The 14346-nt window shown below is 59.6% G+C and carries 12 protein-coding genes; 6 read left to right on the top strand and 6 right to left on the bottom strand.

Going from position 1 to position 14346, the window contains the following annotated elements:
- The first annotated feature begins 416 nt into the window (after positions 1-416).
- Positions 417-755: a hypothetical protein gene (locus tag DA915_RS11560; protein ID WP_003510346.1), complete on the top strand. Its 339-nt coding sequence runs from the start codon at positions 417-419 to the stop codon at positions 753-755.
- Here DA915_RS11560 and DA915_RS11555 read toward each other — a convergent pair.
- The 5 genes from DA915_RS11555 to DA915_RS11535 all read right to left on the bottom strand — a co-directional run bounded on the left by DA915_RS11555 (position 731) and on the right by DA915_RS11535 (position 7493).
- Complete coding sequence (locus DA915_RS11555) at positions 731-1660, bottom strand: LysR substrate-binding domain-containing protein (protein ID WP_107675862.1); 930 nt, start codon at positions 1658-1660, stop codon at positions 731-733. The two genes, DA915_RS11560 and DA915_RS11555, sit on opposite strands and share 25 nt — an antisense overlap.
- 237 nt (positions 1661-1897) lie before the next feature.
- Positions 1898-2752, bottom strand: coding sequence for a xanthine dehydrogenase accessory protein XdhC (gene xdhC / locus DA915_RS11550; protein WP_192886466.1), 855 nt, complete (start codon positions 2750-2752; stop codon positions 1898-1900).
- Positions 2753-2766: 14 nt separating this feature from the next.
- On the bottom strand, positions 2767-5106 hold the full coding sequence (gene xdhB / locus DA915_RS11545; protein WP_192886465.1) for a xanthine dehydrogenase molybdopterin binding subunit: 2340 nt from the start codon (positions 5104-5106) through the stop codon (positions 2767-2769).
- 3 nt (positions 5107-5109) lie between these two features.
- The gene (xdhA, locus tag DA915_RS11540) at positions 5110-6579 is read right to left on the bottom strand and encodes a xanthine dehydrogenase small subunit (protein WP_107675860.1); all 1470 of its coding nucleotides are present in this window, start codon (positions 6577-6579) and stop codon (positions 5110-5112) included.
- A 137-nt stretch (positions 6580-6716) separates the two neighbouring features.
- Positions 6717-7493 (bottom strand): 3-hydroxybutyrate dehydrogenase, encoded by a 777-nt coding sequence (locus DA915_RS11535; RefSeq protein WP_003510356.1) that lies wholly within the window; start codon positions 7491-7493, stop codon positions 6717-6719.
- A gap of 220 nt (positions 7494-7713) precedes the next feature.
- Here DA915_RS11535 and DA915_RS11525 point away from each other — a divergent pair, with 220 nt between their 5' ends.
- From DA915_RS11525 to sbmA, 4 genes are all read left to right on the top strand, one after another.
- Positions 7714-8775 (top strand): LLM class flavin-dependent oxidoreductase, encoded by a 1062-nt coding sequence (locus DA915_RS11525; RefSeq protein ID WP_003510358.1) that lies wholly within the window; start codon positions 7714-7716, stop codon positions 8773-8775.
- Between the two features lie 53 nt (positions 8776-8828).
- On the top strand, positions 8829-9581 hold the full coding sequence (map, locus tag DA915_RS11520) for a type I methionyl aminopeptidase (RefSeq protein WP_003510360.1): 753 nt from the start codon (positions 8829-8831) through the stop codon (positions 9579-9581).
- 259 nt (positions 9582-9840) lie between these two features.
- Positions 9841-11031, top strand: coding sequence for an MFS transporter (locus DA915_RS11515; protein ID WP_107675859.1), 1191 nt, complete (start codon positions 9841-9843; stop codon positions 11029-11031).
- A gap of 183 nt (positions 11032-11214) precedes the next feature.
- The gene (gene sbmA / locus DA915_RS11510) at positions 11215-12483 is read left to right on the top strand and encodes a peptide antibiotic transporter SbmA (RefSeq protein ID WP_060727457.1); all 1269 of its coding nucleotides are present in this window, start codon (positions 11215-11217) and stop codon (positions 12481-12483) included.
- Positions 12484-12567: 84 nt separating this feature from the next.
- On the opposite strand, the gene DA915_RS11505 is transcribed toward sbmA, so the two are convergent.
- Positions 12568-13551 (bottom strand): polysaccharide deacetylase family protein, encoded by a 984-nt coding sequence (locus tag DA915_RS11505; protein WP_107675858.1) that lies wholly within the window; start codon positions 13549-13551, stop codon positions 12568-12570.
- A 149-nt stretch (positions 13552-13700) separates the two neighbouring features.
- Here DA915_RS11505 and DA915_RS11500 point away from each other — a divergent pair, with 149 nt between their 5' ends.
- Entirely contained in the window at positions 13701-14285 is a 585-nt protein-coding gene (locus tag DA915_RS11500; protein WP_060725187.1) for an NnrU family protein, read from the top strand.
- Positions 14286-14346 lie beyond the last annotated feature (61 nt).

The following is a 14346-nucleotide window of genomic DNA, read 5'->3' as shown; positions in this document are numbered from 1 at the left end:
ACAATCCGATGCCTTTGTGTCCGCAATCTCGTTTCGGTTCGCCCATGCACGCGGGGTGGCCCGGTAAAGTTGCAGCCGCTCATTCCTGTCGCAGTTTGTGCTTAGCTGGCTAACGCGACTCAGCTATTGTCCTTTGTGCAGTCTGCTGATGTGCTAAAATATAAGGCTGCGGAGCCCTCGGGCGCGCCTCGTCGGAAATCCATTCCGGTTTTACGCCGATGCGCAGGGTTTCAATGACATGTTTCGCTGGCGGTTCTTCCGAAAGCGGGCGCTGCGAACCCTGGGTGGGGCAGATCAGGGGGCAGGTATCGCAGTTCCCGGTGCCGTTGTGTCCGGGTGGGTGTTGATGTGAAATTTGAATAAAGGGACGCAATGATCTTCCGGCGGCCGCCGTTGTTTCAACGGAGACCATGCCGATGCGCCTTGTTCTGACGGTCCTCTTCCTGCTTTTGGCATTCAGCGCCACCGCGCTTGCGCATGAATCCCACAAGGGGTTCAAATATGAAAGCTACTGCTGCAATGGTGACGCCGAAACCGGCGACTGCCAGATGATTCCCACGCGAAGCGTTCGTGTGACGCCTGACGGTTACGAGGTCTCGCTCGCACCCGGCGATCACCGCATGGTCACGCGACGCCACGTTTTCAGCTGGTCGCAGCGCGAGGCAAGACGATCCGAGGATGGCGAATATCATCTCTGCCTGTTTCCGGATGAGGATACGCCGCGCTGTTTCTATGCGCCGGACATGGGGTTTTGAGGCGGTTGTTGCTGCCGGCTTTCCTCGATCCGCTTCAGTATCCAGTCACGAAACAGCCTGATCTTGCGGATGTTCCTGCGGTTTTCAGGATAGACCAGCCAGTAGTTCTTGCCTTCACTGCTGAGGTGCTCGAAGGGTTGATAAAGGCGGCCGAGGGCAATCTCATCGGCATAGAGTTCAGGGGTGAGCATGGCCACGCCCTGGCTGGCGATTGCCGCGGCGGCTTCGAAGGCCTGCACATTGAGGCGGCTGCGCGGATAACGGTCAAGGCCCGGATTTTCGACGCCCACTTCCTGAAACCACTGGCTCCACCAGATATCGCCGGGGTCGATGATGCGCAGGCGCAGCAGGTCTTCCGGTTTGTGCAACCCGCCGATGCTTTCGGCGAGGCCGGGATGCAGCATCGGCGTATAAACGCCGCGCAGCAATTGATGGTAGATCAGCCCTTTGCCGTTGTCTTTGCTCCAGCGAATGGCGACATCGCAATCGGACTGGGAAAAATCGATCAATGCGCTTGATGTATCGAGCCGCACCGCGATCGAGGGATGTTCGAGCTGGAAAGCACCCAGATGCCGGGAAAGCCAGCGTGAGGCGAAGGTGGCCGTGGAATGGATGGTCAAGGTGGCGTCGGGCGTGTCGCGCACGCTGTCGACGGCCTCTTGTAAGGTATTGAAGGCTTCCGCAACTTTCGGCGCCAGTTTCTGCCCGGCCTCGGTCAGCACAACCTGCCGCGCCTTTCTGATGAAGAGCGGCTCGCCAACATTCTCCTCCAGCAGTTTCACCTGATAGCTGACCGCCGTCTGCGTCATGCCCAGTTCCTCACCGGCCTTGGTGAAGCTCAGATGCCTTGCTGCGGCTTCGAACACGCGCAGGGCATTCAGGGGGAACTGGCGGGACATTTTCATGGATAAGTTCTCTTTATGCCATCTGCCAAAGGTTTCATTGGTTTTTATTCGGAAAACAGAGCATTTTTAGCTCAATTCATCAACTGAGCTTCTGACATTTTTGAATGGAGACGAACATGCGCACAGCACTTTTGCGCGCGTGGTCCCGCCTGCGTGCGGGTCTGCGGACAGCGGAACGGTTTACCCTTGAAAGCCTGGCACCAGACAATCTGGCGGATGAAAGCCTGCCGGATGGGCTCAAGCGTGATCTTGGTCTTGAGGATGGCCGCGTTGATTTTCGTTGCGACGGGTTTCGGCAGCGGAAAATGCTTGCAGTAACTCGGCTGCCACAAGGGCCGCTATGATTGCAGGCCGCTTGTCCCTGACGCTGTTACCGCCGATGGGCAGGATGAGTTTTGTAAGCCGGGACAGCGGCTCTCCCTCCCGCTCCAGCCAATGGGCGAAGGTGGCGCGTTTGGTCTTCGAGCCGATCATGCCGACATAGGCGAGGTCGTCGCGAACAAGCGCCTCCTTCGCGATGAGGAAATCAAGGGCGTGATCGTGGGTGACGATGATGGCCGCCCCGTTTGCCGGGATTTTCGCGACGAGCGCCTCCGGCATGGGGGTCAACACGGATGCGACGTTCACTGGAAGATCGTGCAGCTCGTTTTCACGGGTTTCCACGATTGTCAGGGTCAAGGGCAGGAGCGACAGAGCCTGCGCCAGTGCCTTGCCAACATGGCCCGCCCCGAAAATGAAGATGGCGGGCTGTTGCTCGGCCTCGCCCTTCAGCCTTGCCTCGAGCGCTGCCGCGAGTTCCACTGTTACGCGCCGGAACCGGAGCAGGGTGCGCCCGCCGCAGCATTGGCCGATTTCCGGGCCGAGCGGAATATCCATACGGTCTTCGGCGGCACCGCTCCTCAACATCGCGCGGGCGTGGTCTATCGCCATATATTCAAACTGCCCGCCGCCGATGGTTTCCCACATGCCGTCTTGCGAGACCAGCATGAAGGTGCCAGCCTCACGCGGCGATGAGCCTTTCACAGCCTCGATTTCCACGAGGATTGCGGGGACAAGGCGGGCGAGGAACGCGGGCAGGGGGATATCAGGCATTGGCGCTGGCCCCCTCACACCTTCTTCAGCCGTTCCACCGCCATCAGCACCCGTTCGGGCGTTGCCGGCGCGTCAAGCCGCGGGCAGACCTTGTAATCGGCGACGGAGGCGACGGCCATGGAGAGCGCTTCGAGAACCGAGATCGCCAGCATGAAGGGCGGTTCGCCCACGGCCTTGGAGCGGCCGATGGTGGGTTCGGCATTTTCCGACCATTCCGCCAGCTTGACGTTAAAGCTCTTCGGCCGGTCGGAGGCGAGCGGGATCTTGTAGGTCGAGGGAGCGTGGGTGCGCAGCCGCCCCTTGCCGTCCCACCATAATTCCTCGGTCGTCAGCCAGCCCATGCCCTGCACGAAGGCGCCTTCTATCTGGCCGATATCAATGGCCGGGTTCAGCGACTTGCCGACATCGTGGAGAATATCGGCGCGTTCCATCATATATTCGCCGGTCAGCGTATCGATCGACACTTCCGAGCATGCCGCGCCATAGGCGAAATAATAAAACGGCGTACCGCGACCGGCGGCGCGATCCCAGTGGATTTTCGGGGTCTTGTAAAAACCGGCGGCGGAAAGCTGCACCCGGGCGAAGTAGGCCTTTTTGATGAAGTCGTTGAAGGCGATTTCCTCAAGCCCGATCCGCACCCGGTTCGGCAGGAAGACGACTTCTTCTTCCGGCACGTTCCAGTTCTCGGCGGCGAATTTGACGAGCCGCTCGCGAATCTGGCGGGCGGCGTCATAGGCCGCCATGCCGTTGAGATCGGAGCCGGAGGAGGCGGCGGTGGCTGAGGTATTCGGCACCTTGCCCGTAGTCGTCGCTGTTATCTTCACCCGGCCGATATCCACCTGGAAGGCATCGGCCACCACCTGCGCCACCTTGGTATAAAGGCCCTGGCCCATTTCCGTTCCGCCATGGTTCAGGTGGATCGAACCGTCATTGTAGATATGCACCAAGGCACCCGCCTGATTGAAGGCGGTCATGGTGAAGGAGATGCCGAATTTGACAGGGGTGAGCGCGATGCCCTTGCGGATGATCGGGCTCGTCCTGTTGAACTCGACGATTGCCTGCCGGCGCGCACGGTATTCGCTGGAAGCTTCCAGTTCCTCGACGATGCGGGCGATGATGTTGTCTTCGACCTCCTGATGATAGGGCGTCGTGGTGCGCTCGGAGCCGGTCTCTCCGTAGAAATTCAGCTTGCGGACATCGAGCGGGTCCTTGCCGACGGCATAGGCGATTTCCTCGATGAAACGTTCAGCCCCGAGCATGCCCTGCGGACCGCCGAAACCGCGAAAGGCGGTGTTGGAAACCGTATGGGTTTTCAGCGGCCGAGAGGTGAGGTGTACATGCGGATAGAAATAGCTGGAGTCGGCATGGAAGAGCGCGCGGTCGGTTACCGGGCCTGACAGATCGGAGGAAAAACCGCAGCGCGCCGCATAGGTGGCGTCAACGGCGTGGATGCGGCCTTCCTCATCGAAGCCCAGCTCGTAATCGACGCGGAAATCATGGCGCTTGCCGGTCGCCGTCATGTCCTCGTCGCGATCGGGGCGGATTTTAACGGCTCGGTTCAGCCTCTTGGCGGCAATGGCGCAGAGGGCGGCAAACTGGTTGCCCTGCGTTTCCTTGCCTCCGAAGCCACCGCCCATGCGGCGCACCTGCACCGTGACGGCGTTGGACGGCACCTGAAGCATATGGCTGACGATGTGCTGGATTTCGCTGGGATGCTGGGTGGAGCTCCACAGCGTTACCTCGTCATCCTCACCGGGCACGGCCATGGCAATGTGGCTTTCGAGATAAAAATGCTCCTGCCCGCCGATCCGCATCGTGCCGGTGAGGCGGCGGGGCGCCACATCCATTTCCAGCCTGGCATCGCCGCGCGTCAGCGTCATCGGATCGATGACGAGCGCGCCGCCATTTTCAATCGCCGTGTCGATATCGGTGAAATGCGGCAGGTCCTTATAGGTGATTTTCGCCTTGCGGGCGGCCTTTCTGGCGATATCGCGGGTTTCGGCGAAGACCGCGAAAATCGGCTGGCCGTGGAACTCCACCTTTGTTTCGGCCAGCAGCGGTTCGTCGTGACGGCCGCCGGAGGAGATGTCGTTTTCGCCGGGCACATCCTTGCCAACCATCACCCAGAGCACGCCCGGTGTGGCTTCTACCTCTGACAGGTCCATGGAGACGATTTCAGCATGCGCGCGGTCGGAAAGGCCGAGCGCGCCGTGAACGAGGCCGGCGGGTTCGGGAATATCATCGATATATTCGGCGCTGCCGGTCACATGCTTATGCGCGGAATCGTGCCGGAGCGAGGCATGCATCGGGCCGTCGATTTCGGTCTTCGTCTTGTCGAAGCTTGTGGTGTCCATGGTTCAAGCCTCCTCCAAAGTGAAGCGTGTTAGTTCCTGCTTCTCCCCTGAAGTCTCAAGGAAAAACCGCGTCAGCAGGTTCTTGGCCGTCAGTTGCCGATATTCGGCAGTCGCACGCCAGTCCGTCAGTGGCGTGAAATCCTCATCCAGCGCATCGCGCGCCGCATCGATCGTTTCCTGCGACCACTCTTTGCCGAGAAGTGCTGCCTCCAGATGCGCGGCCCGTTTCGGCGTGCCGGCCATACCGCCAAAGGCGATGCGGATATCTTCGACCGCGCCATCGGCGTCAAGCGTCAGGTTGAAGGCGGCGCACAGCGCGGAAATATCCTCGTCGCGCCGCTTGGAAATCTTGTAGACGGCGTAACGGCTTTCCGGCTTCCGGAACGGAATGAAGAGTTTTTCGACGAATTCGCCGCTCAGCCGGTCCTGTTTGCCGTAGTCGATGAAATAGCTTTCCAGCGGCATGCTGCGGTTGCCGGAAGACGAGCGCAGGGTGAGCGTCGTGCCGAGTGCGATCAAGGCGGGGGGCGTGTCGCCAATGGGCGAACCGTTGGCGATATTGCCGCCGATGGTGCCCATATTGCGCACCTGCTCGCCGCCGAGCCGATCGAACAGCCGGGCAAGCGGCGGAAAATGTTCTGCAATGGTCTTGAAGGCCTGGCTGTAGGTGACGCCGGCACCGAGCGTGATGCCGTTCTCATCCACAGCGATGGTCTGCAGATCCCCGAGATTGTTGATGAAGATGACAGGGTTCAGCGCCCGCATCTGCTTCGTCACCCATAGGCCGACATCGGTGCAGCCGGCAACGATCGTCGCTTTCGGCTCGGCAGCGTAAATCTCGGTCAGATCGGAAAGCGTTGCCGGAATGATGGTGCGATCCTCGCCTCTGACGACGGTGATCGTCTCGTTTTCGCGGATCGCCCAGAGCCTTGCCATGATATCGGTGCGGTCGCGCTGCAGCGGGTCGAACAGCGCGCTTGGGCGCGCAGTGGCGATCTTTTCAGCGGCTTTTACAATCGGCTCATAGCCCGTGCATCGACAGAGATTGCCTTGCAGGGCCTTTTCGATATCGGCGCGGCCGGGGTTTTCGCTGGTAAGCCACAGGCCATAAAGCGACATGATGAAACCCGGCGTGCAGAAACCGCATTGCGAGCCGTGAAAATCCACCATGGCCTGCTGCACGGGGTGCAGCGTGCCGTCGCGGGCGGCCAGATGCTCAACGGTCACGATATGGGTGCCGTGCAGCGAGCCCAGAAAGCGGATGCAGGCGTTGACGCTTTCATAACGCAGAGAACCATCAAGCAGCCGCCCGACCAGCACCGTGCAGGCGCCGCAGTCACCTTCCGCGCAGCCTTCCTTGGTCCCGGTCAACCGCTTGCTGATGCGGAGGTAATCGAGAAGCGTGTCCGTCGGTCCGAAATCCTTCAACGAAACCGTTTCGTTGTTGAGGATGAAGCTGATCGCGTCCTTCATGCAATGCCCTGCTGTTTTGACCGGCTGCCGAGCCGGTTTCTTGTGATTATCTTGACGTATCTATGCACGCTCTTGCGCGCATATCGATTTCCGTTTTGGCAATTCATTGTTTCCATAACGGAAAGAAAATCTGGCAATTATTGCGCCGTCCAGCCGCCATCCACGGAAATATGGGTGCCGGTGATGTTGCTTGCGGCGTCGCTGGCCAGAAATATGGCGGCGGCGGCCACGTCATCGACGGTGACGAACTGCTTGGTCGCCTGCAGCTCCAGCATCACGTCGTTCTTCACCGCTTCTTCGCTGATGCCGCGCACCTTGGCCATCTCAGGTATCTGCTTTTCGACGAGCGGCGTGAGTACATAACCGGGACAGATGGCGTTGACGGTAACCCCGGTCTGGGCAAGCTCAAGCGCTGCCGTCTTCGTCAGGCCCATGATACCGTGTTTGGCCGCCACATAGGCCGATTTGAACGGTGAGGCGACGAGACCGTGGGCCGAGGAAATGTTGATGATGCGGCCCTTGCCGGCCTTCTTCATCAGCGGTATCGCGGCGCGCATGGTATGGAAGGAACTGGTCAGATTGATGGCGATGATCCAGTCCCATTTTTCCGTCGGAAACTCCTCGATGGGCGCGATATGCTGGATGCCGGCATTGTTGACGAGCACATCCACCGAGCCGAGTTTTTCGTGCGAGGACTGGATGAGGTCGGCGATCTCGTCCGGTTTCGTCATATCCGCGGGGTGGTAAAGCACACGCCCGCCGCTTTCGGCTTCCAGCAACAGCCGCAGTTTTTCGATCTCGTCTTCGTCGCCGAAGCCGTTCAGTACGATATTGGCGCCCTCCCGCGCAAATCTCTGCGCGATGGCAAGACCGATACCGCTTGTAGAGCCTGTCACGATAACTGTCCGATGCATGCTTTCCCCTTTTTGCATTACTTCGCACATGTTTAAGCAGCGTATGCCCAAAGGGGGCGGGCTGGCAATCGCGATTTCGGGTGAGGGTGACAGAGGGGTGAATCCGGCCGCGCCCATCCATTTTTTCGAAGCTAAGCATCCAGATTTTGCGCCAGATTTTGCATTTGCCTGCGGGGGCGTCGGCCCCTATCTCTGAGGCAAGCAAACAGAGGTATTGTTTATGGAACTCGGTCTTTACACATTCGCGGATGTCAATCCCAACCCCGCCGATGGTCGCGGGCCGGAAGGCGCGCGCCGTCTCAAACATCTGCTGGAGGAAATCGAGCTTGCCGATCAGGTCGGGCTCGATGTTTTTGGCCTCGGGGAACATCACCGTCCGGATTATGTCGTGTCCTCGCCCTCAACAGTGCTGGCGGCAGCCGCCGTGAAGACGAAGAACATTCGCCTGACGAGCGCCGTTTCGGTGCTGAGTTCGGATGATCCGGTGCGGGTGTTCCAACAATTCTCAACCGTCGATCTCCTGTCGAACGGCCGGGCCGAGATTATGGCCGGGCGTGGTTCCTTCATCGAATCCTATCCGCTGTTCGGTTACGATCTCGAAGATTACGACGTGCTCTTCGCTGAAAAGCTCGATCTGCTTTTGGCGCTGCGCGAACAGGAAATCATCACCTGGTCCGGCACCAAACACCCGGCCATCAACGGGCGCGGCGTTTATCCGCGTCCGTTGCAGGAGCGTCTGCCGGTGTGGATCGCCGTCGGCGGCACGCCGCAATCGGTGGCGCGGGCTGGCGCGATGGGCCTGCCGGTGGCGCTTGCCATCATCGGCGGTGAATATCGTCGCTTTGCGCCGCTGTTTGATCTTTACCATGAGGCTGCGCGCAGGGCGGGTCAGGAAAAGACCAAGCTGCGCACCAGCATCAACGTGCATGGTTTCATTGCCGACACCACCGACAAGGCGGCCGACCAGTTTTACGGCCCGCAGGCGGAGGTGATGAACCGCATCGGTCGCGAACGCGGCTGGGGGCCGACGAACCGTGCCCATTTCGATGCGGCGCGCGGACCGGAGGGCAATCTCTTCCTCGGCGAACCGGAGCTGGTGGCGGAAAAGATCATCAAGGCGCATGGCGTGTTCAGGAATGATCGCTTCCTGCTGCAGATGGCCATCGGCCTGATGCCGCACGACCAGATCATGCGCGGCATCGAGCTTTATGGTACGAAAGTCGCCCCGATCGTCAGAAAAGAATTGACGGGGAGCGCCGATCCGGTGAAAGCCACGGCCTGATTATTACAAGGCGGGCGCTTTCAGACCCGCCAGACAGAACGACGGACAGAGACATGGTCATTTCCACCGAAGAAGAACTGGTTCTGCTGAAGGATATCGGTCGCCTTTGCGCCGTGGCCATGCAGACCATGGCGGACGCGCTGGAACCCGGCATCACCACGGCCGAGCTGGATGCTATCGGCCGCAAGGTGCTGGAGGATAATGGCGCGCAATCCGCGCCGGAGTTCTGCTACAAGTTCCCCGGGGCAACCTGCATCAGCGTCAACGAGGAAGTGGCCCACGGCATTCCGGGACCGCGTATCATCAAGGCGGGTGACCTCGTCAATATCGATGTCTCGGCCGTGAAGAACGGTTTCTTCGGCGATACCGGTTCGTCTTTTGCCGTGCCGCCGGTGAAGAAGGAAATCGAGCGCCTCTGCCGCGATGGCAAACGCGCCATGTGGACGGGTCTTCAGCAGGTGAAGACCGGCAGGCCGTTTGCCGATATCGGCAATGCCATTGGCGCTTTCGCGAAAAAGAACCGCTATACGCTGATCACCAATCTGGCGAGCCACGGCATCGGCCGCTCGCTGCATGAGGAGCCGAAGGAGCTGGCGACCTGGCCGGACAAGGACGAGCGCCGCATCATGCAGGAAGGCATGGTGTTCACCGTCGAGCCCTTCCTGTCGACGGGAGCTTATTGGGCCGAGGATGGCGATGACGATCCATGGACGCTCTATAGCGATCCGAGCGCGCCGACTGTGCAGTATGAACATACGGTCGTGGCGACGAAGAACGGGCCGCTGGTGCTGACGCTGGCCGAGTGAGGGTGGGGCTGTCGGGTTTCCATCTCCTCATCCCTGTGCTTGTCACAGGGATCCAGCCAGCCCAAGTCCTTGGGCTGAAAAGAGTCCTCTCGTCGCGCCGACGCGCGTCGGCTGGATTCCTGCGACAAGCACAGAAATGAGGGCTGGAGGGCGCGGCGCCGTATCCTTCACCTGAGGTCTCGCACCGATAACGACCGCTTATGGCGCCGATCAAAATAACTCGCTTGTCCCTTATCTGCCCCGTTGCGATAAGCCATGCATGACCATCGACAAGCCACTTTCCGCCAAACATCTGACCGCACTCGGATTTTCCGGGGCGCTGATGATGGCCTCCGCCATGGGTTTCGGCCGTTTTTCCTTCACGCCCATCCTGCCCGGCATGATGGCGGATGTTCCGCTTTCGGCGGGCGATGCGGGGATCGTGGCTGCTGGCAACTTCGCCGGTTATCTGGCGGGTGCGGTTCTGGCCGCCTATTCATGGGGGTCGGGGCGGGAGCGGCTGGTGGCCCTTTGCGGCCTCTTTTCCACCGCTGCGCTGCTTCTTGCCATGGCCGCTTTCAGTTCCGTCGCGGCTTTCACCGTCATCCGGTTTCTTGCCGGTGTCGCCAGTGCAATGACCATGATCTTCACCTCGCAAATCGTTATCGGCCACGCCATGAAGGCGGGCAGGGACACGATCCAGGCGCTGCATTATGGCGGCGTCGGCGCGGGTATCGCAATTTCTTCGCTTGCGGTCTATCTGATCGGCGTCGTTTTTGACGGCGGTGGTTCCTCGTGGAGAGAGGAATGGATTGCGGGCGCGGTCTTTTCCTTCGTCACATTTCTTCTCGTCTTTCGCGTGCTTCCCGCTGGCCCGCCGCGGCATGCATCCGCGGTGGCGGAGCCGCCGCTTCGCTGGACACGGCCGCTGGTTCTGACGACGCTCGCCTACGGGCTTTTCGGCTTCGGTTATGTCATCACCGCCACCTTCATCGTGGCGATAGCGCGCATGTCCGCCGCCGGTGCTTTCGTTGAGTTTCTCGCCTGGTTCATCACCGGCTGCGCCGCCGCGATTTCTCTTTTCCTCTGGAAACCGGTGCTGAAATCGCAGGGGCTGAAACGCGCTTTCGTGATCGTGCTCGCGCTGGAAGCCGTCGGTGTCTTCGCTTCCGTGATGCTGCCGCCCGTGCCGGGTGTTCTCGCCGGCGGCCTGCTTCTCGGACTGACCTTTATGGTCATCACCGCCTATGGCCTGCAGCTCGGCCGGGAATTTGCCGGGCCGAGCCCGCGCCGCGCCTTTGCGCTGATGACGGCCGCTTTCGGCACGGGCCAGATTGTCGGGCCGCTTGCCGCCGGCTGGATTGCTGAGGTGACGGGAAGTTTTACCGCGCCCAGCATTCTCGCTTCGGCCGTGCTCGTCGTCAGCATTCTCCTGATGCTGCCGGTGCTCGCCACGGAGCGGCGGAGCTAGGCCGCGGGCCGTCTTTTCCTGCCTTTAATCTGGTGTTTCCCTTGGGGATTGTCCGCCGCGCACGCCTTACATCTTGTTAAGGTCAGCGCTTCTTCATTGCTGTGCACAAATTTCTGCCCTAGGTTCGGGCCATCTAGTGCTTCGCCAATAATGGCTGATTTCAAACGCGCGTGAGTTCGAAACGTGTTTCATTCCTTCTTTCCCAAACCGAAAATCTTCTTCACGTCGGCCATTATCTGGGCTTTTTTCGCCATTCTTGGATGGTACTTCATCGTTGAAGGGTTAGGTCGGTCTTGGGGCTATGTGATGCCTGAACAGGAACCCTACGATCTCAGCTACTTCCTGGTCCCGGCGAATCTGTTCTTTTACGGCTATCTCGCCTTGTGCCTGGCGGCGTTCGGCGGCGTGTGGACCGTTATCGCCAAGGATCATCCCTGGAAATACTGGTCCATCTGGGGATCGTTGCTGATTATCGCGGTGACCTATTTCGGCGTTCAGATTTCCGTCGTGATCAACAATTTCCGGCGGCCTTTCGGCGATCTTCTGCAAAATGCCCTTTCGAAACAGCCGGGTATCGAGGTCTGGGATTTCTACAGTCTTCAAATCGTCTTCGCCAAGATCGCTTTTCTCAGCATGGCCGTTTCGATCCTGACGGATTTCTTCACCAGCCATTATATCTTCCGCTGGCGAACCGCGATGAACGACTTCTACATGTCGAAATGGGAAAAGCTGCGTCACATCGAAGGTGCGTCCCAGCGCGTTCAGGAAGATACGATGCGGTTCTCCTCGACGCTCGAAGGGTTGGGCATCACGCTGATCAATTCGGTGATGACGCTCGTTGTGTTCCTGCCGATCCTGTTTGCGCTGTCGTCCTATGTCTCTGAATTGCCGATCCTCGGCGAAGTGCCGCATGCGCTGTTCTGGCTGGCGATTGTCTGGTCGGTGTTCGGTACGGTGCTTCTGGCGACGGTCGGCATCAAACTGCCCGGCCTGAACTTCCGCAACCAGCGTGTGGAAGCGGCTTACCGCAAGGAGCTCGTCTATGGCGAGGACCACGCCGACCGCGCTCAGCCGCCGACAGTCAAGGAACTCTACTCCAATGTGCGGAAGAATTATTTCCGCATGTACTGGCACTATCTCTATTTCAACGTCGCACGATATTTCTACATTCAGGCCGATGCGGTGTTCCTGCTTCTGATGCTCGTTCCGACCATCGTGGCGGGCAAGATCACCTATGGTATCTACCAGCAGATCGCCACGGCCTTCGGTCAGGTCAGCAATTCGTTCCAGTATCTCGTCAATTCCTGGACGACGATCATCGAGCTGCTTTCAATCCACAAGCGTCTTGTGGCCTTTGAGGCTGCGATTGACGACAAGCCCCTGCCGGATATCGATGAGCGTTATCTGAAGCGGGAAGCGGAAGCCGGTGAACTGGCGGCCAACAAGCCCTGAGTAAGAAAAGGCGGCCCCTCGGCCGCCTTTTGCACCTGTTGCTTCGGTCCAAGGAAGAAGCCCGAGGATGATCCGCGGTCGAGTTTAACCTTCGGTCTTCTGCTTCTTGCGCGCCTCGATCACCGGCATGGCTTCGGCATAGCTCACACAGGCGACATCGGTCTTGTGGCAGACCTCGCGCAGCAGCCGCTCATAGGCATTCCAATAGGCGCCGCCATTCATCTTCACGAAGTGAAAGCCCATCTGCAGGGGAATGCGCTCGCCATTATACTGCCTGTCAAAAGCGGTGCGGAAGGCGGCATAGGCGCGCTCCTCGAATTCCTTCGAACGATCCGGCGTCTCGGTGCCGATGGAGTGGCGGATGAAGAGATTGTAGTCCATGGCGATGATCGGGCGGTTGCCCGGTCCTTCGGGAACGAGGGGCAGGCCGAAATGTTCGATGCCTTCGCGCTCCACCGGCCATTCCGGCCCCTTGGTGATGCTGGTGGCGTCATAAACGAAGCCGTGTTTTTTCTGCGCGGCGGTCAGCGCCGGGCCCTGTGAGAGATAGGGCGCACGGAAACCGTTGATGTTCTTGACCATCTCGCGCCAGCCTTCGGGCTCTTCGCCCTTCTTGCCGATCATCTGCCAGGCGTTTTCCAGGGTGCTGGTGAAGGTGGTGAATTCGCCGTCCCATTGTTCCGCGGTCCACTGGCCGCCATCGAAATGGCCGCAGGTGTGGTTGCCGATCTCGTGACCTTCGCGATAGGCGGCCCAGATGTTTCTAAGCCTTGTCTCCACCTCTTCCGGCGACTGGCCGAAACCGACATTGGAACGGCCGGCCTTCTGGCCGGGACCCTGATAGGTCTTGGCGCTGGTCTTCCTGTCCATCACCAGCGTGCAGGCGAGGAAATAGGTGAAATGCGCGCCGACCTCCTTCGCCGTCGCCCGGCTTCTTTCCCACAGCGTATTGTCGCCCGCACCGTCGAAGGACACGATGACGAGCTGCTTCGGCTTCTGCGCCTCTTCGGCAAAGGCGGGAAGGGCGGCGAGAAACGACAGGGAAAAAGCGGTAAATGGGCGAAACATCAGTTATCCGTCATATGAAACACCGTGGCCTTTTGCGGGTGGAATAAGGCGAAGCTTTGAATAGTCTGGCGTTTTCATGACTTTCGGCCTAATTCCTGTTCTCACTTGCGGTGATAGGGCCGCTTCGTTCCACCGGGGGACCGTGTTCCATGCTTTTTCTCGCACTCTGTCTTGCCTTGTTCCTGCTGACGCATCTTTTGAAGGTCGTCGCACCGCAATTTCGCGCCCGTATGATCGCGACGATGGGCGAAGGCCCTTTCAAGGGCGTCTATTCCGTTGTCAGCCTCGTCACGCTCGGCCTTGTCATCTATGCCTTCGGCGAAGCAAGGCAGGAGACGGGCATGTTGTGGTATCCGCCGGTCTGGATGAGCCATATCGCCGTGACCCTGATGCTGCCCGCGATGATCTGTCTTATCGCCAGCCTCATACCGGCTGGCCACATTGCGACGAAGACCAAGCATCCGATGGTCCTTTCCGTCAAGATCTGGGCGCTCGCCCATCTTCTGGCCAATGGCGAGACGTCTTCGATCCTCCTCTTCGCATCGTTTCTCGCCTGGGGCGTGGTGATGCGGATTTCGCTCAAGCGCCGGGAACGCGCGGGTGAAAAAGTGGTCCGAGACTTCGTTTCAAGCCGCTATGATCTGGTGGCCGTTGTCGGCGGCATCGTTCTGTGGGGTGCTTTCATCCTGAAACTGCACGAATGGTTGATCGGCGTTCAGCCCATCGCCATGTAGGAAATCAACGTTTCCCCCTTACATATCAGGCAAAATAGGCTAGAAGGCCGACCATGACCCG

The sequence above is a fragment of the Agrobacterium sp. LAD9 genome, from assembly GCF_003031125.1.
In the GTDB taxonomy this organism is placed as follows: Bacteria; Pseudomonadota; Alphaproteobacteria; order Rhizobiales; family Rhizobiaceae; genus Agrobacterium; species Agrobacterium radiobacter.
The sequence above is the reverse complement of the archived record's forward strand: the minus strand, read 5'-3'. Positions and strand labels throughout refer to the sequence as shown.

Bases quoted from the DNA above. Each gene is read 5' to 3' on its own strand.
- DA915_RS11500 (WP_060725187.1), top strand. From the start codon at position 13,701: ATGCTTTTTCTCGCACTCTGTCTTGCCTTGTTCCTGCTGACGCATCTT.
- DA915_RS11555 (WP_107675862.1), bottom strand. From the start codon at position 1,660: ATGAAAATGTCCCGCCAGTTCCCCCTGAATGCCCTGCGCGTGTTCGAA.
- xdhA (WP_107675860.1), bottom strand. From the start codon at position 6,579: ATGAAGGACGCGATCAGCTTCATCCTCAACAACGAAACGGTTTCGTTG.
- DA915_RS11505 (WP_107675858.1), bottom strand. From the start codon at position 13,551: ATGTTTCGCCCATTTACCGCTTTTTCCCTGTCGTTTCTCGCCGCCCTT.
- xdhC (WP_192886466.1), bottom strand. From the start codon at position 2,752: ATGCCTGATATCCCCCTGCCCGCGTTCCTCGCCCGCCTTGTCCCCGCA.
- DA915_RS11535 (WP_003510356.1), bottom strand. From the start codon at position 7,493: ATGCATCGGACAGTTATCGTGACAGGCTCTACAAGCGGTATCGGTCTT.
- map (WP_003510360.1), top strand. From the start codon at position 8,829: ATGGTCATTTCCACCGAAGAAGAACTGGTTCTGCTGAAGGATATCGGT.
- DA915_RS11560 (WP_003510346.1), top strand. From the start codon at position 417: ATGCGCCTTGTTCTGACGGTCCTCTTCCTGCTTTTGGCATTCAGCGCC.
- DA915_RS11525 (WP_003510358.1), top strand. From the start codon at position 7,714: ATGGAACTCGGTCTTTACACATTCGCGGATGTCAATCCCAACCCCGCC.
- xdhB (WP_192886465.1), bottom strand. From the start codon at position 5,106: ATGGACACCACAAGCTTCGACAAGACGAAGACCGAAATCGACGGCCCG.
- DA915_RS11515 (WP_107675859.1), top strand. From the start codon at position 9,841: ATGACCATCGACAAGCCACTTTCCGCCAAACATCTGACCGCACTCGGA.